The organism is Brevibacterium sp. S22, from assembly GCF_004745485.1.
Lineage (GTDB): Bacteria > Actinomycetota > Actinomycetes > Actinomycetales > Brevibacteriaceae > Brevibacterium.
In genome coordinates, this window is record NZ_RHFG01000001.1 from 179457 (window position 1) to 197529 (window position 18073).

Below are 18073 nucleotides of genomic sequence, written 5' to 3' on the forward strand. Positions count from 1 at the left end.
TCATAGAGTAGAGGAGTTCGCGGGAGCCTCCCAACGAGGCTGAGAGGGCGTAGGAGCCGACCGTCAGACCTGATGCGGATCATGCCGCCGGAGGGAGAAGTTGTGAGAGTCATTGTCGTCGGCGCCGGAATCATCGGCCTGTCCACGGCCTGGTACCTGCGCCGCCTCGGTGCCGAAGTCACCATCATCGATCCTGTCCCCGCGTTGGGGGCGAGCCATGCCGCCGCGGGGATGATCGCTCCCGCCGCCGAGGTGGTGTGGGGGCAGACTCCCCTGTACCCGTTGATGCAGGCCTCGGCGCAGATGTACCCGGAGTTCGCTGCCGAGGTGGCGAGCGCTGCCGCGGTCGACCTCGGCTTCACGGATGCCGGAACTCTCGTGTGCGCCGGAGACAGTGCCGATCTGCAGGCACTGCGAGAGCTGCGCGAAGCTCAGTCGCGGTCCGGTTTCGCCACCGAGCTCATCACCGGCAGCGCTGCCCGCCGGGTCGAGCCCTCTTTGTCGCCCGCAGTGGCCGGAGCCGTGCACATTCCCGGCGATCGGTCGATCGACCCGCGTCGGGTCTCCGCGGCTCTGATGTCTGCCCTGACCGCTGACTCAGTGTCGCACCTCATTCGGCAACGGGCAGTCGAGCTGCTGAGGGACGGTGATGCGACCGTGGGCGTCGCACTGAGCGATGGTCGTCGGTTGGAAGCCGATCAGGTGATCCTCTGCGCCGGCAGCACCAACAACACGATCCATGGTGCCCCGCAGCTGCCGATCCGGGAGGTCTGGGGTGATGTTCTGCGACTGCGAGCCCCCGCCGAGGTGACTCCTCTGCTGAGCCGCACCATTCGCGGGCTGGTCAACGGCCGCTCCGTCTATCTGGTTCCTCGCCCCGACGGCGAGATCGTGCTCGGTGCCAGTTCCCGTGAAGATGGTCGCTCCGGCACCCCCGCCGGGGCGATCCACCGACTGCTCGCCGACGGGCAGCGACTGGTCCCAGGCATTCTCGACGCGGAGATCACCGATATCACCACCCGAGCCCGCCCCGGGTCCCCCGATGACCTGCCGATGATCGGGCGCATCGATCCCGGCTGCATCGTGAGCACCGGGTATTTCCGCCACGGCATCCTCTTGGCCCCGTTCGGCGGCAGACTCGGCGCCGAACTCGCCCTGGGAACCGTGTCCGACTGGCCTCCTGACGGGTCGCTCGAGTCCGTGTCCCCACATCGCTTCACCACCGAAACCACTGCCGGCCCGAACCACGCAACTGCCTACTCGACGAGGAGCATGTCATGACCGACCGCGAACACCCACCGACCATCGTCCTCAACGGCGAGCATCATGAGCTCCCCGGTGCCACCTCGGCGCTCGACCTCATCGCCGACGTCACCGGACGGGAGCTGCAGACTGACGGGACACCGGCCGACGGCGGACGTCTGGGCATCGCCCTGGCCGTCGACGGTGAGGTCATCCGTCGCGGTGCCTGGTCCGGATTCGCCTTGGCCGACGGGCACACCGTCGACATCGTCACCGCAGTGCAGGGAGGCTGATATGAGCTGGACGATCGATGATGTGGAGATGTCGTCTCGTCTCGTGATGGGCACGGGAGGGGCGAGCTCCCTGAGCATCCTCGAAGACGCCCTGGTGGCTTCGGGGACCGAACTGACCACGGTGGCGATGCGCCGCTTCGACGCCGAGTCGAGAGACTCGGTCTTCACCATGCTCCAGCGTTTGGGAATCCGAGTGCTGCCGAACACCGCCGGCTGCTACACCGCCCGGGATGCCGTGCTCACTGCCCGCCTGGCCAGGGAAGCCCTGGAGACGAACTGGGTGAAACTCGAGGTCATCGCCGATGAGGACACGCTGCTGCCCGACCCCATCGAACTCTTCTCCGCGGCCGAGGAACTCGTCCTCGACGGATTCACGGTCTTCGCCTACACGAACGACGATCCGGCTCTGGCGAAACGCCTGGAGGATGCCGGGGTGGCGGTGGTGATGCCGGCCGGTGCACCGATCGGCAGCGGACTGGGCATCCTCAATCCCCACAACATCGAAACCATCGTCTCCCGTGCGCAGGTGCCCGTGATCCTCGACGCCGGTGTCGGCACCGCCTCGGACGCGGCTCTGGCGATGGAGCTCGGATGCACCGCTGTGCTTCTGGCCTCGGCCGTCACCCGCGCCCACGACGCTCACGCCATGGCCCGGGCGATGGCCTTGGCCGTCGAGGCCGGGCAACTGGCTGCCGGAGCCGGGAGGATCCCCAAGCGGCCGTTGGCAGTGGCATCATCGCCATTCGCCGGAATGGTCACAGCACAGTGAGCGCCGCTGCCGCCACTCATCTATCGCTGCCGCCTCTCGTCGACCCCGTGGAGTCCCTGTCCCGGGCGGAGTTGGAACGCTACTCCCGACACCTGAGCCTGCCGGGATTCGGATTCGAGGGACAGCGGCGCCTCCGGGCCGCCTCGGTGCTGGTCATCGGAGCCGGTGGACTCGGTTCGCCCGTGATCAACTATCTCGCGGCCGCCGGGGTCGGCTCGATCACGATCATCGACGATGACGTGGTGGAGTCGTCGAATCTGCAGCGTCAGGTCATCCACCGGGATGCCGACGTGGGCCGATCGAAGGTCGCCTCGGCCGCCGAAGCCGTGCACCGGCTCGATCCGAACATCGTGGTGCGCACGATCGAGGGTCGGCTGACCCCGGAGAATGCGCTCGATCTCTTCGCTGGCCACGATCTCGTCCTCGACGGTGCCGACAACTTCGCCACCCGGTACCTGTCCAATGATGCTGCCGAACTCATCGGCACCCCCTTGGTGTGGGGCACGATCTTCCGCTTCGCCGGACAGGTGAGCACGTTCGTTCCCGGCCACGGACCGATGCTGCGCGACCTGTTCCCGGATATCCCGGAACCCGATTCGGTACCCAACTGTGCCGAGGGCGGAGTCCTCGGGGTGCTGTGCGGAACCGTGGGCTCGGCGATGGCGACCGAGGCGATCAAACTCATCTGCGGAGTCGGTTCTCCATTCATCGGTCGACTCCTGCGCTATGAGGCGCTGACCGGGGAGTATTCGACTCTGCGGTTCTCCCCCGATCCCGACCGTCCCGCGGTCACCGATCTCACCGAGGCAGCCGCCGCCTGCGCAGCCGTTCCGGCCATCGGCACGGCCCCCGGTCCCACGGTGGACGAAATCGACATCGCAGAGTTTCGGGCCCGGGAAGACGATGTGGTCGTCGTAGACGTGCGAGAGGACTGGGAACGCGAACTCGCCTCCATCCCCGGTTCGATGCATCTGCCCCTCGGCGACATTCGAGACAGCGGGTGGGAGGCGCTTGAGTCGGTGCTCGGTGGCGCCGGCCGGTCGAGGTCTCCTGTCGATATCGTCATCCACTGCAGGTCCGGGGCTCGATCGGCCGAAGCCATCGAGATCCTGTCCGGTTCGGTGCCGGCCGGAGTCCGACTGCGTTCCCTTGCCGGCGGCATCGATGCGTGGGCGGGGCAGGATTGAAGCCTCCGGCAACGCGAAACGAGCTCAGGTCACGCGAAACTCGACAATAACGTCACCGGCGGCGTCTCTTTCGAGTTTCGCGTGACCTGAGGGGGTTCGGATCAGTGACGGCCCAGTCCCGACAGCCGCCGATGCAGTCCGCGTTCGCCGGCTGCCATCACCGCACCGTGCATGAGTCCCGACAGCGGTCGCATCGCCCTGATCAGGGTCCTGTTCGTCGTCACACACCACATCGCATCGATGACCGTCACACCCTCGAAGGCATTCAGAGTCCACCGGCCTTCGCCGCGCAGATCGCCCACTGATCGGAACCGGATGAGATTGGGTGCTTCGACCTCGTCGACCTCGATGGTGAAGCGCAGCGACCACCCGATCGGAGCGCGGACGAGTAGTCTGGCTCGGCTGCCGGGAGTCACGGAGATATCGGCTGCATCGTCATGTCCGACCCCGACCCGTTCGGCAGCGGTCAGTCCCGTCCACCATTCCGGCCACTGATCCACCCGTTCGAGAACCGCCCATACCGACTCGATTCCGGCGTCGACGATCCACCGTTCATCGAAATGGAAGGCGGCAGATTCTCCGGCCTGTGGGGTGACATGATCGTGGCTCATGGTACGACGGTAGTGTGCAAGGTGTGAGTGAGGACAAATTCGTCAGCAATCGTCGGCCATCGCCTCTGGGCGGCCGCAAACCGACCAAGGACGACCTGGCGGCGTTCGCGACGGACGATCCGAATGCGATCGACGATATCCTTCCGGCCGATTCCTCCGGACTGAAGATGCTCATCGTCGGCATCAATCCCGGCCTGTGGACGGCTGCGGTGAATGCCCCGTTCGCGCGTCCCGGCAATCGTTTCTGGCCGTCTCTGCATCAGGCGGGTCTCACCGATCACCAGGTCGATGCGTCGTGTGGACTCGATCCCGCGGATGAGCAGCAGCTCCTCAGCCGTGGAATCGGCTTGACCAACCTCATCGGTCGCGCCACTGTGCGTGCCGACGAACTCTCCCGGCAGGAGCTGCGTGAGGGTGCGGCTCACCTCATCGACCGTCTTGCCGCTATCCGGCCCTCTGCGGTGGCGATCGCCGGGATCACCGCGTTCCGCACCGGGTACCGGCTGCCGAAAGCTCAGCTCGGGCGTCAGGATACGTCGCTGATCGAGGGGTGGCCGGCCGATGTGGCGCTGCATGTGGTGCCGCAGCCGAGCGGGCTGAACGCCCACTATCAGATACCGGATCTCGCGCGGATCTGGCGTGAGGTCTGGGACAGCATCGACGACTAGGCCTCTTGGCCGGCTCCGGTGAAGTGCTGCCGACAGCGCGCGACATAGGTATCCAGCCCACCGATATGACTGGCGTCGATCGTGGTCGCGGCCAGAGTCGCGGCAGGGTTCTGAGTGCCAGTCGCCGAATCTGAGCCGATCGGGCTCCCCGTCTGCTCCAGTCGTTGGTGGAACACAGCGTCTTTCCCGCAGACGGTGCACACAGCAGTGAGTCTGAGGACGTCTTCGGCCACGGCCATGAAGCTCGGCAGCGGCTCGAACGGCTGCCCGTCGAAGGTCACACACAGTCCTTCGACGATGACGTCGATTCCCTGTCGGAGGAGTTCGTCGACTGCGGGGACGAGGTCCTGACCGAAGAACTGGGCCTCATCGATGGCGATGAGGTCATAGTCCTTCTGCCTGGCCGCCTCGGCGAGAGACGCGACGTCACCGAGCGGCACTGCAGGGATATTCACCCCGGTGTGCGACGTGATCGTCGAGATGTCCGAACGGGTGTCAAGAGAGTGGGACACGACGAGGACATCGACTCCGGCGATCGTGGCTCGCCGGACCCTGCGCATCAGCTCTTCGGATTTTCCGGAGAACATGGGTCCGGCGATGACCGTGAGGCGGCCGGAGTCAGTCATCGACGCTGACTCGCTTGGATTCGGTGTCGACGGTGACCTCCGTGTCTTCGCCGCCCTTCTCGAAGTCGAACTGGTATACCTGCTTGTCATCGTCGAATTCGAGCTTCCAGCTCACGAGCTTTCCGTCGGACTTCTTCTGCGCACGCTTGAGAGCGTCGTCGAAGGTCATCGGATCATTGAGGTCGATGGCCTGCTCTTTGTCGTCGGCGTCGTCTGTGTCCTCGCTGACGACCTTGCCGGTTTCGGCATCGATGTCGACATCGTGGTCGGTCTTGCCGTCGAGGACGGACACGTCGTACTGCCAAGCCTCGTCCTTGTCGTCCCAGTCGAGTTCGATGCTGTGAACGGTTCCGCCTCCGACCTTCTCCTTCGCCTTCTTGATTGCGTCTTCGGCACTGATCGCCGGCGAATCCTCGGCGAGGTCGGCATCGGCACTGAGGCCCTGACCGGACGAGTCCTGAGCCGCGGTCTTCTTCTCGTCGTCTTGGTCGTCCTGATCGTCTGTGTCGTCGTCGGTGGCCGCGCTCTGGTCGTCGTCTTCGGCAGAGCCGGCCGGGGCCGATTCGCTTGCCGCGGGTGAGTTCTGAGCTTCGTCGGATCCGCTTTCGGAATCACTTCCGCCGCATCCGGCCAGGCCGAGCGTGAGTGCCGCAAGTCCTGCCACTGTACTCATTGCCATGCGATTCGTCTTCATGGCTGCCACGCTAGCAAGCGAACGGCTCACACCAGAGGTTTCTGAGAACAATCTCATCTGGTCAGACGTCCACAACCGGTGGTCAGTCGAGACAGAATTCGTTGTCTTCGGGGTCGGCCATGACGATGAATCCGTGTTCCAGGGGCGGGTCCGGGTCGATTCGGCGAAGCCGGGTCCCTCCGAGTTCCGACAGCCGATGGCATTCGGCCTCGAGCGCGTCCATCCGTTCATCGCCGTCGAGTCCGGGCGCAGTCCGAACGTCGAGGTGCAGGCGGTTCTTCACTGTTTTGGGCTCGGGCACGGTCTGGAAGAAGATACGGGGACCGACTCGGTCCGGGTCATCGATCGCAGCGCGCATGTTTTCGGGACCGATTTCGATTCCGAGGTCAGCGATGAACTTCTTCCAAGCGGCGAATGGATCCTCATCTTCTCCGAGTCGTACCCCTGGAGGGCCGGGGATGATGTAGCCGAGCGCCTCGGCCCAGAATCGGGCGAGCTTCTCGGGATCGTGGCAGTCGACGGTGATCTGGACTGTGCGGCTCATTGTCTGACTCCCTATTGTCCGGTTCTGCCGTCGATGCATTCGCGCAGCAGATCAGCGTGCCCACAGTGGCGGGCATATTCTTCGATGCGGTGGACGAGGAACTCACGCACCGCAATGTCTTCACGGCCGACGTGTGTGTCGAGGTCGTCGTGTCGGCTGACTTCGGCGTCGGTGGCGGCCTGTTCCTGTTCGAGCCGGTCGAAGGCGTCGACCAGGACGGCGTCGTCGGGGTCGGGCGGAATTTCACTGAGGTCGAATGCGGCGTCCAAGCTCCCGTAGATCGGAGGTTCGGGTTTGCCGTCCGTGATCCAGTTCCGCCAGTCTCTCTCCACGTCGGTCATGTGTCGGACCAGCCCGAGCAGTGACATCGTCGACGGTGGGACAGAGAGCCTCACCATCTGTTCAGGAGTGAGGCCCTGACATTTCATATCCAGTGTCAGCCGGTAGTCGTGGAGATAGCTCAGCAGTGTGGCGAGTTCTCCGTCGGGACTGTACCCGTCGGTGTTGCGGGGATCGTCGTCGGGATCGACCCACATATCAGGGTAGACGGTGGCAATGCTCCAACGCCGCGGTGAGGTGGACATGGTGGCCATTCTTCTCCGGTGGGTGTCTGCGCACCAGGGTTGAGGACGATTTGTCAGGGTTCAGACAGCCAGTTGCACATCGAGTTCGAACAGGCTGGGGGTCTCTTCTCGGATTGCGGCTCCGAAGGCGAGCGCACCGCCGAAGAGGGCTTCGATCGTGTCGACCGTCTGCAGCACTCGGTCCCGGGAGAACTCGGGAATGAGCTCGCCGTGTTTGAGGTACCCCTTGAGTGAGCCCGAGGCGGCGGCCCTCACCCCGAGTCTTCCGGCGATGAGCCAGGTGATGCATTCGATTTCGAAGCGCACCTGGGCGGCCTCGGTCCGTGTCTCCGCGAATGCCGCTTGGAGGTCTGGCCGTGGCCCGCGGTGGCCGGAGATGGCAAGGGCGAGTTCGGTGAGGAGATGAGTGAGTATGACGGAGGCGCTGCGTGTCTGCGGAAGATCGTCCGGCAGCAGATTCTTCCGGTGCAGCGTGTTGATGACTCTGTGCAGTCCGTCCCACGTGGGTGGGCCAGGTGCCGGCAGAGGATTGAGAACATCGGTCGTGACGTCGGGCTGGTGTTGCGCGATGCGGGCCGCCTCGACCGCGGAGAGCTGAGGGGACCGACGGATGGCGGCGAGCAGATGATCCCATGGCATCGGCGGCTGATGGTCGAGCTCCTCGATGCTGTAGGAATCGATTGGGTGCGAGTTCTGATCCATGTCCTCACGGTAGATGCAGCCCCTGACACGAGATTCAGTGCCGACCGACGTCCGCCTGATCAGGCATCTGCATCTGCAGAGGCTGCGCAGCCCTGCGACCGCCGGAGACGATTCCTTCGACTTCTGAGCAGGGACAACCAGTCGATGCGGACGAGGACGTGAGCAGCCAACGCCACCGCGCCCATGGTCGGTGCCCCATAACGCCAGTCGGCGGCGGTCAGCGGCTTGCCGAGCGCAGCGAGTTCTCGTCGCGCGTACGCGGCGCCCGGCCACATGATCGGCACTGCCGTGAGCACCCCTGAGGTGTATCGGCGCGCCACCGCTGCCGAGAGCAGATGAGTGAACACGTGGGCTTCGAGACCGGCGACAGAGGACCGATAGAACCGGGAGTCACCTCGCGTTCGCACCCCGCGGATTCCGGCAGCGGCGAGCGCAGCCCCGACCAGGCCGATCGCGGCCACGCTCTGCTTCGTCGTCATCCGCAAAGCGTCGATTCCGGTGAGGTCGGCCACATAGTCGGCCGACGCGGGGAAGGTCAGTGTCTCCTCAGCATCGTGGAGGGCCCAGGCGGCGAACAGCACTATCGGTCCGCGCATTGCGTTCCTTTCAGACGACGGTCCTCACAGTCACATTGCACCATGCAATCGCCTCGAAGTACCGTCGCTTCGCTGCTCGGCACTCCCCTGCTCATCTTCGCTGGGCCCGCCCGCCGACCAGACGCAGTCGGTGGTGCGCGGACTCGTGCGCCCACCGTTGGTCGTGTGTGGTCGCCAGGACGGCACCGCCTCCGCTGAGGAATCGCTCGATGATCGCATTCAGCCGAGTCATCGCGGCCAGGTCGCGTCCGATCGTCGGTTCGTCGAGCAGCAGCACCGACGCTTCGGTCATCAGTGCCGAGGCGATGACGACGTCTTTGCGTCGGGGCACGTCGAGGTCGAAGGGGTGTTCGTCGGCGACCTCGGTCAGATCCGCCTCGGCGAGGACGGTGTCCACGTCTGACCGGCGTTGGTCGCGCACTTGAGAGCGGTCTCTTCGCCGATGTGGCGGAAGTGGCGCGGCGTGCAGCAGTTCGCGTGCCACTGTGGCGGCGGAGAGCTGCTGTCCCGGGTCCTGCCCCACCCACCCGAGGTAGGCGCTGCGGGCGTGGGTGGGCAGCGTGTCCATCCTGGTCATCTCGCCGAGGCGGCTGACCGTGATCGTGCCCGTCACGGTCGCGGACCGGCCGAGCAGACCGAGGAGGGCGCGCAGGAGCGTGGATTTTCCGACCCCGTTGGCTCCGGTGACGGTGGTGAGTTCGCCGGGCCGCAGATCGAGGTCGAAGCCGTCGAGGATGCGTCTGCGTCCCCGGTCCACGGTGAGGTCGCGAACAGTGAGCAAGGCATCTGACTGGCTGCTCACTGTCTTCGAGTGGGTCGCGGCGTCGTCGGCGAGGCTGTCCCAGACACCACCGGTTCGGGTCGGTGCGGTCGCCGTCTGCAGCCGTCCGGCGTCGAGGAAGTGGACCTCGTGGCAGATCCGAGTCAGTTCGTCGCCCTGATGTCCGGTGATGAGCACTGATCCTCCCCGGTCGCAGAATTCCTGCAGCACTGTCGCCAGACGCATTCGCATCTGCGGATCCAGGGATTGTGCGGGTTGGTCGAGAACGAGAAGGTCGGGCCCGGACGCAAGAATCCGTGCCAGCGCGACCAGCTGCCTCTGCCCGCCGGAGAGCGTGTCCAACCGGCGGCTCCACAGTTCGTCGATGCCGAGTTGTTCGAGCAGGTTCCGAGCTCGGCTGCGGGCTTCGGCCGGGTCGGATCCGTGCAGTCGACAGGCCAGCTGCGTCTCATCGCCGACGTGGCTGGTCATTCCGCTCAGCTGCGCTTCCGGATCATCTCCGAGCAGGGCCACCCGGCCGCCTCGGTCGATGGTGCCGGTCGTGGTGCCGCGGGAAGCGAGCTGTCCGGACAGCATGCGACACAGAGTCGACGTTCCCGATCCGAGTGGTCCGAGCACCGCGGTTATGGTTCCACCGGTGATGTCGAGGTTGATGCCGCTCAGTGCGGCAGTGTCCTCCCCGTGATAGGTGAAGCCCGCGTCCGTGATCTCAACGGTCATGTCAGGCACCGCCGATCAACTGAGCGGCACCCGGCAGCGGGAGAACTCCGATCACCGAGGCGACGACGCTTCCGAAAGTCACGAGCGGAGTCAGGATGCGCAGTAGGCGCTGCCCCGTCCCGTCCGTGTGGTCCTGGAGGTCGACCGTGCTCGGACTGGAATCGAGTCCGCTCACTTCGAGCACTTCGTGACGCTGATCGACGGTCAGCAGGATCGCGGTGACGAGTCCGACGACGATTCCCGGCAGCAGACGAACGCGCACTCGCCAGGAGTCGGTGGCCCAACCTCGGGCCTGTCTCGCTTCGATGATGTGCCGGGTGCGTGCGCCGATCAGTGGGATGAGTCCGATGGCCGAGGCACAGACATAGGCGACTGCCGGCGGCAGTCGGAGTCGACGCAGACCGTCGAAGAGGCGAGCGGAGTCAGTGCCGAGTCCGAACAGCGCACACAGTCCGATCAGGCTGCTCACTCGCAGCCAGATCTGGACGGCGATGCTCAGTCCTTCCACACTGAGGCGGGCGGGTCCGGCCTGCCAGAGTACGTGCACCTCGATGCCGGGATAGAACAGTCCCTGCACGATGATGAGCACGACCAGAGTCGGCAGGCACAGCAGCCCCACGGTCATCGCCCATGTCCGCGGCCGCACAGCCGGTGAGACCATCACTGTCACGAGCGAACAGGCCAAGATGATGACCGGCACGATCGGAGACGGGACGCCGAAGACGAGCAGCAGGCTGCAGGCAAGGATGACCAGTTCCGTGGCCGGATGCAGACGACGCTTCGGACCGACGTCCGGGGCAGCTTCCGCGGTATGTGTGTCGGTTGAGGCAGAGCTCATTCCGTCGGCTGTGCCGCTTCGACCGGTTTCGCTGGATCGGAGCCACGGGTCTTCGTCGCACGGGGCCGACTGTGGGCGGCGAACTCGTAGCGAGCGATGATGCGTTTGGGCAGCGACCGGATGACGACATAGGCGAGGGCGAAGATGAGCGCTTTGTCGACGATGTCGGAGACCATGCTCTGGGCGAACGTGGCGTTGAACATCTCGAGGCCCACAGCTTGGAGGATCGCGACGACTCCCCCGGTGCCGGCTCCCAGTCCGCCGCCGAAGACGTAGGCGGCGACGGGTGCCCCGATGGCACCGGCAGGTACACCGGCGACGGCGCCGACGATGACCGCGGTCCAGGGTGTGCGGAAGACTCCGAGTCGGGCGGCCCAACCGGCGGCGGCTCCGATGAAGGCGGCTCCGGAGCTGAAGGCGATGACGCTGGGGCTCAGGGTCACACCCCAGATGAGGTTCGAGATGATTCCGGTGAATGCTCCTGCTGCGGGTCCGGCCAGGACGCCGATGAGCACTGTTCCGATGGAGTCGAGGTAGAGGGGCACGGGCGTGTAGTTGCCGATGATCTGCCCGATGACGATGTTGAGCGCGATGGCGACCGGGATGAGCGCGAGGACGCTGCGGGGAACGAGCGGGAGGGTGCCGGCGGCGAGCAGGATGCCTCCGCCCAGATAGCCGAGCATGACCCACAGAGTGGTGTGGCCGAGGTCGACGCCGAGGTTGGCCGGTTGGGTCAGCAGCACGGCGACGTAGGTGCCGATGACGATGAGGGTGCCGAGCAGTGTGAGGGTGAGGGGAAGGGTGCGGTTGCGGTTTTGTCCGGGACCGACCGTGGTGGTCGGCCCCTGCCCAGACTGTCTGGAGTGTGCGGTCATGCGAGTGGTCCTTTCATCAGGGTGGTGCTGAGGTGGTCGAGGAATGCAGGAGCGTCGATGGTGCGGATGATCTCTGCATTCACGGGACGGCCCCAACGTCCCAGCCAATCGGCGACGGTTTCGCCTCGTGTGAGTGTACCCGTGAGTTCGACATCGACAGGTGCCCACCGAGTTGTCGCCCACGGCAGTTGGCCTGCAGCTCCCCTGACGGGAGCCGTGGCGGCCGTCTCCTGGGCGTCGGTGTTCGGCTCTTCGGGCTCCGCCCCGGTCGACGCGACGGTGGTCTGTCGTGCCCATGACAGGGTGCAGGCGAGGACGAAGGGATCGTGGATATGGGCGAGGTAGCCGAGTCCGTCGGATTCGTGGAACTCGAAGTAGAAGCGCAGCGCCTCGGACAGCTCAGCCACCATCGCCTGCCACGGCTGGCCGGAGGCCTTGGCTCCGTTCCGGATTTCAGTGAGTCGATCGGGTGTCATCTCCACGGCTTCGGTGGCTTCGATCGGGGCGATGACCGGCAGATGCTTGAGCCGACCGTTCGTGTGGGCAGTGCTGAAGGCAGAGAGGACCTTCGATGTGGATTCCGGGTCGAAGGTGACGTTCCATTCCGTCGTGGGGTGGGTGTTGCCGCGGTAGTTGAACGCTCCGCCCATGATGAAGAGTCGTTTGAACAGTCTCGGCAGCTCCGGGTCGATGTCGAGGGCGAGAGCGAGGTTCGTGGCCGGACCGATGACGACGCCGAGGAGCTGTCCGGGATGGGCGTGGGCTGCATCGACCCACGCCTGTGCGGCGGACACCGAGCTCACCGGGTCGATTAGGGCCGGCAAGTGCGCATACCCGCGCCCGGTCTCGCCATGAGTGAGGTCGGCGTATTCCAGTCCTTCGTCCGGCGCTGTCTGCGGAGTCTGTCGTGCCAGCGGAAGAGCGTGGCCGGCGTGGACGGGTATGTCGCTGCGGCCGGCCAGCGACAGCCATCCGCGGGTGTTCTCGACGACCTGTGAGGTAGCGACGTTGCCTCCGGTGGCGGCGATGCCGATGACGTCGACGTCGTTTTGGCAGCTCAGGTAGGCCAGCGCAATTGCATCGTCGATGCCGGGATCGCAGTCGAGGAAGAGCGGCAGTGTGGAAGGCATGATCCTATTCTGCCGGACGCGTGCGCTCACCACCGTCGGATGCGGGCCCAGTTTCCGCAGGCTTGGGTGGATCCTCGTCTCACCAGTCGGCAGCAGAGGTAGAGCGTCGTCGAGGGAGGTTCGTCGATTCCGAACCGTTCTCTCATGTCGATCGCTTCCTCACTGCCGAAGGGAGTGCCGATGAGCTCTCCGAACGGCATGCTGGTGATCCAGGGTTTGGCTGCGAAGGTGAAGGCGTTGAAGAACATCTCACAGTCACAGCAGCAGGCACCCATCCTGCTCAACCGCGCGAGCAGCGCCGTGGCTCGTGGAGCCGTCCGGTCGCGGAAGCTCTCTGCGAAGCGATGAGTGCCGTTGCAGCCGAATTCGCCGAGTTGGCGGAACACATAGCAGGCCAGGCATTCTCCGGGCCGAGGGGCGAAGACGCGGGCGGTTTCCGCGTCGATGATCGTTCTGACGTCGTTGTCAATGGTGTTCTTGTCCATGACCACACCGTTCCAGACGGTACTGACATGAAATGACGCAGATGCGTTCCGCTCACCGATTTTCGTCCTATTCCTGCTGGTCAAGGCCGGAGAATGTTTCTCACCTTAGAATCGTGCCCATGAGTATTCTCGTCATCGGTGAAGCCCTCATCGACATCGTCAGCACGAACGGTGCTCCCGACCGCTATGCACCGGGCGGAGCCCCGGCCAACGTGGCGCTCGGCCTGGGCCGCCTCGGTGACGATGTCGAGTTCCTCACCGATGTCGGTGATGACTTCCTCGGCGGATTCCTTCTCGCCCACCTGCGGGAGTCCCAGGTCGACGTTCTCACTTCCCCGCGCGGCGCCACATCCACGGCGCTGGCTCGACTCTCGGAGGACGGATCGGCCGAGTACGAATTCCAGCTGCGGTGGGATCCCGATTCATCGCTTCTCGGAAGAAATGCCCATTCCGCCCTGCATTTCGGGTCGATCGCAGCATTCCTGTCACCGGGTTCCGCCGTGATCGATCGGCACCTCGATGATGTCGCGGAGCAGTCAGATCAGCAGAGAGACAGACCCCTCGTCTCCTTCGACCCGAACATCCGGCCGTCGATCATCGGTTCCCACGACGAGGCCCTGCCGCGGTTCGAAGCTCTCGCCCAGCGTGTCGATGTCCTCAAGCTCAGCGATGTCGATGCCGATTGGCTCTATCCCGACCTCGCCGAAGATGCTCAGATCGATCGTCTGCTCGGACTCGGTCCATCACTGGTGGCGATGACTCGCGGAGGTGACGGTGCGATCCTGGCGACCGCCTCGGCGCGGGTGACAGCAGCTGCGTCTCAGGTCGACGTCACGGACACGATCGGGGCCGGGGACACATTCATGGTCTCCCTCATCCACGACCTGCACGCTCAGGAGGCCGCGTTGTCCGATCTCAGCACGACAGAGCTCACGGGCCTGGGCGAACACGCAGCGGCGCTCGCCGCGATCACGGTCAGTCGCGAAGGCGCCGATCTTCCGTGGGCCGCGGATCTCACGAACTGAGGAATTCGCCGAGCTGTCGCAGGCAGATGTCGTGGCCGTTGCGGTGGCCATCGATCATCCCCTCACCGACGAAGGACACGACCTGGTCGACGAGTTCGACTCGGGTGCCTGTCGAGGTGGGAATCAGGGCCCAGGTGATGATGGCGGTCGAGAGGATCTCATCGCCTCTTGTGAGAGTCTCAGTGGTCACGATATGACGGTCCGGCACGACCGCGCAGTACTGCCCGGTGGAGACGAATTCCAGCGCTCCGGGTGACCCGCAGCGGGCGCGGATCGCTCCACCCGGGCGGAACTCGTCGACATCGCAGACCATCTCCTCTCCTTCGGGGACTCCCCACTGCACGCGCTGGTCGATATCGGCGAAGGCGCTCCACACCGCGGAGACCGGGCGGTCGATATCAGCACCGAGGCTGATCGTCGCGGTCACGGGCGCACCCTGGTCGGATGCTGCCTCACTCACCGAAGAACACCACCTGGTTTCCGTCCGGGTCGGTGATCGGCAGGATGCGCTGTCCGCCACCGGGGCTCGGCTCGTCGTGGTCGATTCCGGTCACCCGCAGATGCTCGGCCATCTTGTCGAGGTCATCCACATCTAGGACCGCATTGGAGCGTCCGGCTCGCTGTGGGTCTTCCCAGATCTGGATTCCGAACTTCTCGTCGAAGAGCCATTGGGCCAGCCCCGCCATCGGCTTGTCATCCGGCTGTCGCCCAATGAGCCGGGAATACCATGCGGTCGCCTCCTTCTCGTCGGTGACAGCAATATTGGCCATGAGTCCAGTGATCATGATCGCTCCTTCGGGATCAGCCCTGAGAGTAAGTGATTGCAATATGCAATCACCTAGTACATGGAACCACATCTCGCGGGATCGGGCAAGAGAATCGTCGAATCGACCTCACACCAGCCTCGCCGCGATCCCCCGGCCATTGGGGCTGGCCGCAACCGAGGTCGACGCCCGGCTCAGCTACCGGGACTCTCAGCTTCCGGAGATCTCCGCCTCGTAAGCGGCCTGCAGTCGCTCCGAGGAACGCGGTTCGTCAGGATTCGGGCGCGGCACCCCGAGGTGGGTCTCCCGAAGCTCATCCACGAGACCTGCGACGAGTTGGGGGTCATCGGCCATGATTCTGGATCGGATCGTCAGCTCCGGCGAGGTCTCCCGGTGGGTCATTCCCCACGTTCCAAGGGCGACCATGACCGGCAGAGTCTGGATTCCAGCCTCGGTGAGGGTGTACTGGGCTCGCTGCCCGCGTGCGGCTTCCGCCTTTGTCAGCAGCCCTTCGTCGATGAGCTTCCTCAGACGACTGGCGAGCATGTTCGAGGCTATGCCCTCATCATTGTGGGTGAGCAGCTCGCGGAAGTGCCGACGATTGCCGAAGATGATGTCCCGCAGGACGATGAGCGACCAGTTGTCGCCGAGGACCTCGACGGCGGCGTTGATTGCGCAGCCCGAACGCGGCTGTGCAGGCATCGCCCCTCCTCCAGTGATTGCATTCTGAAACTACTTAATCTTACACTGGGTCCACTTCCCCGGAACCCACGCCATCCGTCGGACTGAAGACATCAGCCGAACCATCACATTGGAGTGCACATGGCCAAAGCGTGTGTCAACAACCTCTTCGTCTCCCTCGACGGATTCGCTGCCGGCGAGTTCGTCACCTTCGATCAGCCGATCGGCGAAGCCCAAGCACTGTTCTCCTACTTCGACGGCCGCGGCATCGAGGGCGTGGACAAGGTCGACGCCCCGGTGACCGCAGACCGTGCCTTGTTCGCCATGTGGGGTCAGGGCATCGGTGCCGAGATCATGGGCAGGAAGAAGTTCGGCCCCCAGACAGGGCAGTGGCCCGACGACGGCTGGCGCGGTTGGTGGGGAGAGGAACCGCCATTCAAGACCCCGTGCTTCATCCTCACTCATCATCCGCGGGAGCCGATGGAGTTCGACAACGGCACGAGCTTCCATTTCGTGGATGCCTCCCCAGCCGACGCACTCGCCGAGGCGAGCGCTGCCGCTGACGGCGGCAATGTCCGCATCGGCGGCGGTCCTTCGATGGTCAGACAGTTCCTTGCGGACGGCCTCGTCGACTTCATGCACCTCGTCATCGTCCCGGTCACCCTCGGCCGCGGGGTCTGGCTCTGGGAGGGCCTCGAGGGACTTGAGAAGGATTTCACGATCGAGAGCCTCACCACGGCCAGCGGCCTGACCCATCAATTGTGGAATCACCGAGGCTGATCTGCCCGAGGACTCAGGGGTCCGGTCCCTGCCGGTGCGGCAATGCCGATGGCCCGCCGTTCCCTATCGGAACGGCGGGCCATCGGGTCAGTGGGCCGCTCGGACCCGGGTGACGGCTCGGAGCGGTCGGACTCAGCTCAGCTGATCGCCTCGGCGATGGGGGTCTGCCCGTCGTAGAAGTTCACGGTCTCACGCAAGGCTGCGGATTCGGCGATGACGTGTGTGATGACATCGGCGACGAGTTCGCGGGAGGTCACCCGCACCTCGTCGGCCGGCCGGTCGCCGTCGAGGTCGCCGGCTTCATCGGCGATGAGGACCTTTCCGGTGGAGGGCTCGAGGGTCAGCCCGCCGGGTCCGAGAATCGTGAAGTCGAGATCGCTGGCGCGCAGGTGCGCATCGGCACCGGCCTTGGCCTCGACGTAGGGGTAGAAGGAGCTCTCCGGGTCGACGCGGTCCGAGTCGACGGAGGCGCTGGCGTAGGAGACCATGACGAAGCGTTTGACCCCGGCCTGTTCGGCGGCGTCGATCGAGCGTGTGGCGGCCTCGAGGTCGACGGCCTTCGTCCGCTCCGGGCTGCCGCCGCCGGCTCCGGCGGAGAACACGACAGCCTGGGCTCCTGCGAACAGGTCGGCGAGTACCTGGGTGTCGGCGGTTTCGATGTCGAGGACGACCGGGTTGGCCCCAGCGGTTTTGACATCTGATGACTGGTCGGGGTTGCGGATCACCGAATCGACGGCGAAGCCTGCGGCCTTGAGCTTGGGCGCGGCCAGAAGTGCGATCTTTCCATGGCCGCCGAGAATGACGACACGAGCTGAATCAGGCATATCTACCTCCGTTGTCGGTGATGCTTGGTGTCCGGTACAGCGACAGGTCGGCCGTAATTATTCCGTGCCGCCGGTATTCTGATGTCCATGACCGACGATCTCTCCCCTGCCGCCGTCGTGCGTCGGCTCGGCCGTGGACAGCAGGTCGTCATCCCCTCCTCGAATCGGCAGGTCCTCTTCGGTCTGCTCGTCGCACTCGTCATCGGCATCGGTCTACTCGCCTTCTTCATCTACGTCGTCACCGCCACAATCGAGGACGGGCGCAGCCCGTGGCTGATCATCATCAACCTGCGCATGTGGGCGTTGGTCATCGGCATCGTCGGGTGCCTCGTCGTCGCACCGATCGGTCTGTTCGTGCGAATGCGCAGGCGCGAATCCCTCGTCCTCTCCCCCGTCGGCGTCGCGTTGGCACGGCGCGGTGAGGTTCTGCCGGGCACACTGCTGTCGTGGCACAATATCGAGGCGATTGTGTTCGAAGAGGCGGCACGCCGTGGTCCGAGGGTCGCGACGTATATCCTCACCGAGGAAGCGACCCGGCGGCGACGCGGGCGCAGGCATCATCCGCGGTTACTCGTCAGGAATGGTTTTGCCCTCATTCCCGGCGACTCTTCCCGGTGCTGAAAGCCGCACATGCCCGTTTCGCACCACGCGTCC

Annotated in this window: 24 protein-coding genes and 1 riboswitch; of the genes, 8 read left to right on the forward strand and 16 right to left on the reverse strand. The window is 64.9% G+C overall.

What is annotated here, in order from left to right:
- Positions 1-9: 9 nt before the first annotated feature.
- A riboswitch (TPP riboswitch) is annotated at positions 10-113 on the forward strand.
- The 4 genes from thiO to moeB all read left to right on the forward strand — a co-directional run bounded on the left by thiO (position 103) and on the right by moeB (position 3491).
- Entirely contained in the window at positions 103-1281 is a 1179-nt protein-coding gene (gene thiO / locus EB835_RS00935; RefSeq protein ID WP_135807621.1) for a glycine oxidase ThiO, read from the forward strand. (Overlaps the previous riboswitch by 11 nt.)
- Positions 1278-1535, forward strand: a complete 258-nt coding sequence (thiS, locus tag EB835_RS00940) for a sulfur carrier protein ThiS (RefSeq protein ID WP_135807622.1) — start codon at positions 1278-1280, stop codon at positions 1533-1535. Before thiO ends, thiS begins: the two co-directional genes overlap by 4 nt.
- 1 nt (position 1536) lies before the next feature.
- Positions 1537-2304 (forward strand): thiazole synthase, encoded by a 768-nt coding sequence (locus tag EB835_RS20375; protein ID WP_135807623.1) that lies wholly within the window; start codon positions 1537-1539, stop codon positions 2302-2304.
- Positions 2301-3491: a molybdopterin-synthase adenylyltransferase MoeB gene (gene moeB, locus EB835_RS00950; RefSeq protein ID WP_205749830.1), complete on the forward strand. Its 1191-nt coding sequence runs from the start codon at positions 2301-2303 to the stop codon at positions 3489-3491. Before EB835_RS20375 ends, moeB begins: the two co-directional genes overlap by 4 nt.
- 101 nt (positions 3492-3592) lie before the next feature.
- On the opposite strand, the gene EB835_RS00955 is transcribed toward moeB, so the two are convergent.
- Positions 3593-4102, reverse strand: a complete 510-nt coding sequence (locus tag EB835_RS00955) for an SRPBCC family protein (protein WP_135807625.1) — start codon at positions 4100-4102, stop codon at positions 3593-3595.
- A gap of 23 nt (positions 4103-4125) precedes the next feature.
- Here EB835_RS00955 and EB835_RS00960 point away from each other — a divergent pair, with 23 nt between their 5' ends.
- The gene (locus tag EB835_RS00960) at positions 4126-4770 is read left to right on the forward strand and encodes a mismatch-specific DNA-glycosylase (protein WP_101544802.1); all 645 of its coding nucleotides are present in this window, start codon (positions 4126-4128) and stop codon (positions 4768-4770) included.
- Here EB835_RS00960 and EB835_RS00965 read toward each other — a convergent pair.
- The 11 genes from EB835_RS00965 to EB835_RS01015 all read right to left on the reverse strand — a co-directional run bounded on the left by EB835_RS00965 (position 4767) and on the right by EB835_RS01015 (position 13345).
- Positions 4767-5396, reverse strand: a complete 630-nt coding sequence (locus tag EB835_RS00965; protein ID WP_135807626.1) for a thymidine kinase — start codon at positions 5394-5396, stop codon at positions 4767-4769. The two genes, EB835_RS00960 and EB835_RS00965, sit on opposite strands and share 4 nt — an antisense overlap.
- The gene (locus EB835_RS00970; RefSeq protein ID WP_135807627.1) at positions 5389-6090 is read right to left on the reverse strand and encodes a PepSY domain-containing protein; all 702 of its coding nucleotides are present in this window, start codon (positions 6088-6090) and stop codon (positions 5389-5391) included. The genes EB835_RS00965 and EB835_RS00970 overlap by 8 nt, the downstream gene beginning before the upstream one ends.
- A gap of 82 nt (positions 6091-6172) precedes the next feature.
- Entirely contained in the window at positions 6173-6634 is a 462-nt protein-coding gene (locus EB835_RS00975) for a VOC family protein (RefSeq protein WP_135807628.1), read from the reverse strand.
- 11 nt (positions 6635-6645) lie between these two features.
- Entirely contained in the window at positions 6646-7218 is a 573-nt protein-coding gene (locus tag EB835_RS00980; RefSeq protein WP_135807629.1) for a DinB family protein, read from the reverse strand.
- Between the two features lie 60 nt (positions 7219-7278).
- On the reverse strand, positions 7279-7920 hold the full coding sequence (locus tag EB835_RS00985) for a hypothetical protein (protein ID WP_135807630.1): 642 nt from the start codon (positions 7918-7920) through the stop codon (positions 7279-7281).
- A gap of 59 nt (positions 7921-7979) precedes the next feature.
- Positions 7980-8516, reverse strand: coding sequence for an HXXEE domain-containing protein (locus tag EB835_RS00990; protein ID WP_135807631.1), 537 nt, complete (start codon positions 8514-8516; stop codon positions 7980-7982).
- A gap of 91 nt (positions 8517-8607) precedes the next feature.
- Complete coding sequence (locus EB835_RS00995) at positions 8608-10017, reverse strand: ATP-binding cassette domain-containing protein (protein WP_135807632.1); 1410 nt, start codon at positions 10015-10017, stop codon at positions 8608-8610.
- Position 10018: 1 nt separating this feature from the next.
- Positions 10019-10855 carry an energy-coupling factor transporter transmembrane component T family protein gene (locus EB835_RS01000; protein ID WP_135807633.1) on the reverse strand — a complete coding sequence of 279 codons (837 nt, stop codon included), beginning with the start codon at positions 10853-10855 and terminating at the stop codon, positions 10019-10021.
- A complete protein-coding gene (locus tag EB835_RS01005) occupies positions 10852-11730 on the reverse strand; it encodes a histidine kinase (RefSeq protein ID WP_135807634.1) in 879 nt (292 codons plus the stop codon). The genes EB835_RS01000 and EB835_RS01005 overlap by 4 nt, the downstream gene beginning before the upstream one ends.
- The gene (locus EB835_RS01010) at positions 11727-12860 is read right to left on the reverse strand and encodes a nucleoside hydrolase (protein WP_135807635.1); all 1134 of its coding nucleotides are present in this window, start codon (positions 12858-12860) and stop codon (positions 11727-11729) included. The genes EB835_RS01005 and EB835_RS01010 overlap by 4 nt, the downstream gene beginning before the upstream one ends.
- Before the next feature lie 26 nt (positions 12861-12886).
- On the reverse strand, positions 12887-13345 hold the full coding sequence (locus EB835_RS01015; RefSeq protein ID WP_135807636.1) for a DUF2695 domain-containing protein: 459 nt from the start codon (positions 13343-13345) through the stop codon (positions 12887-12889).
- Positions 13346-13464: 119 nt separating this feature from the next.
- Here EB835_RS01015 and EB835_RS01020 point away from each other — a divergent pair, with 119 nt between their 5' ends.
- Positions 13465-14370 carry a carbohydrate kinase family protein gene (locus EB835_RS01020; protein WP_135807637.1) on the forward strand — a complete coding sequence of 302 codons (906 nt, stop codon included), beginning with the start codon at positions 13465-13467 and terminating at the stop codon, positions 14368-14370.
- On the opposite strand, the gene EB835_RS01025 is transcribed toward EB835_RS01020, so the two are convergent.
- The 3 genes from EB835_RS01025 to EB835_RS01035 all read right to left on the reverse strand — a co-directional run bounded on the left by EB835_RS01025 (position 14360) and on the right by EB835_RS01035 (position 15836).
- A complete protein-coding gene (locus EB835_RS01025) occupies positions 14360-14830 on the reverse strand; it encodes an SRPBCC domain-containing protein (RefSeq protein ID WP_168216584.1) in 471 nt (156 codons plus the stop codon). The two genes, EB835_RS01020 and EB835_RS01025, sit on opposite strands and share 11 nt — an antisense overlap.
- Positions 14823-15155, reverse strand: a complete 333-nt coding sequence (locus EB835_RS01030) for a VOC family protein (RefSeq protein WP_135807639.1) — start codon at positions 15153-15155, stop codon at positions 14823-14825. The genes EB835_RS01025 and EB835_RS01030 overlap by 8 nt, the downstream gene beginning before the upstream one ends.
- 189 nt (positions 15156-15344) lie before the next feature.
- The gene (locus tag EB835_RS01035; protein ID WP_135807640.1) at positions 15345-15836 is read right to left on the reverse strand and encodes a winged helix-turn-helix transcriptional regulator; all 492 of its coding nucleotides are present in this window, start codon (positions 15834-15836) and stop codon (positions 15345-15347) included.
- 120 nt (positions 15837-15956) lie between these two features.
- On the opposite strand from EB835_RS01035, the gene EB835_RS01040 reads away from it, so the two are divergent.
- Positions 15957-16595 (forward strand): dihydrofolate reductase family protein, encoded by a 639-nt coding sequence (locus tag EB835_RS01040; RefSeq protein ID WP_135807641.1) that lies wholly within the window; start codon positions 15957-15959, stop codon positions 16593-16595.
- Between the two features lie 137 nt (positions 16596-16732).
- Here the strand turns inward: EB835_RS01040 and EB835_RS01045 are convergent, their stop codons facing one another.
- Entirely contained in the window at positions 16733-17419 is a 687-nt protein-coding gene (locus tag EB835_RS01045) for an SDR family oxidoreductase (protein ID WP_135807642.1), read from the reverse strand.
- An 87-nt stretch (positions 17420-17506) separates the two neighbouring features.
- Here EB835_RS01045 and EB835_RS01050 point away from each other — a divergent pair, with 87 nt between their 5' ends.
- Positions 17507-18040, forward strand: a complete 534-nt coding sequence (locus tag EB835_RS01050) for a hypothetical protein (protein WP_135807643.1) — start codon at positions 17507-17509, stop codon at positions 18038-18040.
- Positions 18041-18073 lie beyond the last annotated feature (33 nt).

What these genes read in the sequence shown, in the direction of transcription:
- thiS (WP_135807622.1), top strand. Translation starts at nt 1,278, where the DNA reads ATGACCGACCGCGAACACCCACCGACCATCGTCCTCAACGGCGAGCAT.
- EB835_RS20375 (WP_135807623.1), top strand. Translation starts at nt 1,537, where the DNA reads ATGAGCTGGACGATCGATGATGTGGAGATGTCGTCTCGTCTCGTGATG.
- EB835_RS00955 (WP_135807625.1), bottom strand. Translation starts at nt 4,102, where the DNA reads ATGAGCCACGATCATGTCACCCCACAGGCCGGAGAATCTGCCGCCTTC.
- EB835_RS00965 (WP_135807626.1), bottom strand. Translation starts at nt 5,396, where the DNA reads ATGACTGACTCCGGCCGCCTCACGGTCATCGCCGGACCCATGTTCTCC.
- EB835_RS00970 (WP_135807627.1), bottom strand. Translation starts at nt 6,090, where the DNA reads ATGAAGACGAATCGCATGGCAATGAGTACAGTGGCAGGACTTGCGGCA.
- EB835_RS00975 (WP_135807628.1), bottom strand. Translation starts at nt 6,634, where the DNA reads ATGAGCCGCACAGTCCAGATCACCGTCGACTGCCACGATCCCGAGAAG.
- EB835_RS00980 (WP_135807629.1), bottom strand. Translation starts at nt 7,218, where the DNA reads ATGTCCACCTCACCGCGGCGTTGGAGCATTGCCACCGTCTACCCTGAT.
- EB835_RS00985 (WP_135807630.1), bottom strand. Translation starts at nt 7,920, where the DNA reads ATGGATCAGAACTCGCACCCAATCGATTCCTACAGCATCGAGGAGCTC.
- EB835_RS00990 (WP_135807631.1), bottom strand. Translation starts at nt 8,516, where the DNA reads ATGCGCGGACCGATAGTGCTGTTCGCCGCCTGGGCCCTCCACGATGCT.
- EB835_RS00995 (WP_135807632.1), bottom strand. Translation starts at nt 10,017, where the DNA reads ATGACCGTTGAGATCACGGACGCGGGCTTCACCTATCACGGGGAGGAC.
- EB835_RS01000 (WP_135807633.1), bottom strand. Translation starts at nt 10,855, where the DNA reads ATGAGCTCTGCCTCAACCGACACACATACCGCGGAAGCTGCCCCGGAC.
- EB835_RS01005 (WP_135807634.1), bottom strand. Translation starts at nt 11,730, where the DNA reads ATGACCGCACACTCCAGACAGTCTGGGCAGGGGCCGACCACCACGGTC.
- EB835_RS01010 (WP_135807635.1), bottom strand. Translation starts at nt 12,860, where the DNA reads ATGCCTTCCACACTGCCGCTCTTCCTCGACTGCGATCCCGGCATCGAC.
- EB835_RS01015 (WP_135807636.1), bottom strand. Translation starts at nt 13,345, where the DNA reads ATGGACAAGAACACCATTGACAACGACGTCAGAACGATCATCGACGCG.
- EB835_RS01020 (WP_135807637.1), top strand. Translation starts at nt 13,465, where the DNA reads ATGAGTATTCTCGTCATCGGTGAAGCCCTCATCGACATCGTCAGCACG.
- EB835_RS01030 (WP_135807639.1), bottom strand. Translation starts at nt 15,155, where the DNA reads ATGATCACTGGACTCATGGCCAATATTGCTGTCACCGACGAGAAGGAG.
- EB835_RS01035 (WP_135807640.1), bottom strand. Translation starts at nt 15,836, where the DNA reads ATGCCTGCACAGCCGCGTTCGGGCTGCGCAATCAACGCCGCCGTCGAG.
- EB835_RS01040 (WP_135807641.1), top strand. Translation starts at nt 15,957, where the DNA reads ATGGCCAAAGCGTGTGTCAACAACCTCTTCGTCTCCCTCGACGGATTC.
- EB835_RS01045 (WP_135807642.1), bottom strand. Translation starts at nt 17,419, where the DNA reads ATGCCTGATTCAGCTCGTGTCGTCATTCTCGGCGGCCATGGAAAGATC.
- EB835_RS01050 (WP_135807643.1), top strand. Translation starts at nt 17,507, where the DNA reads ATGACCGACGATCTCTCCCCTGCCGCCGTCGTGCGTCGGCTCGGCCGT.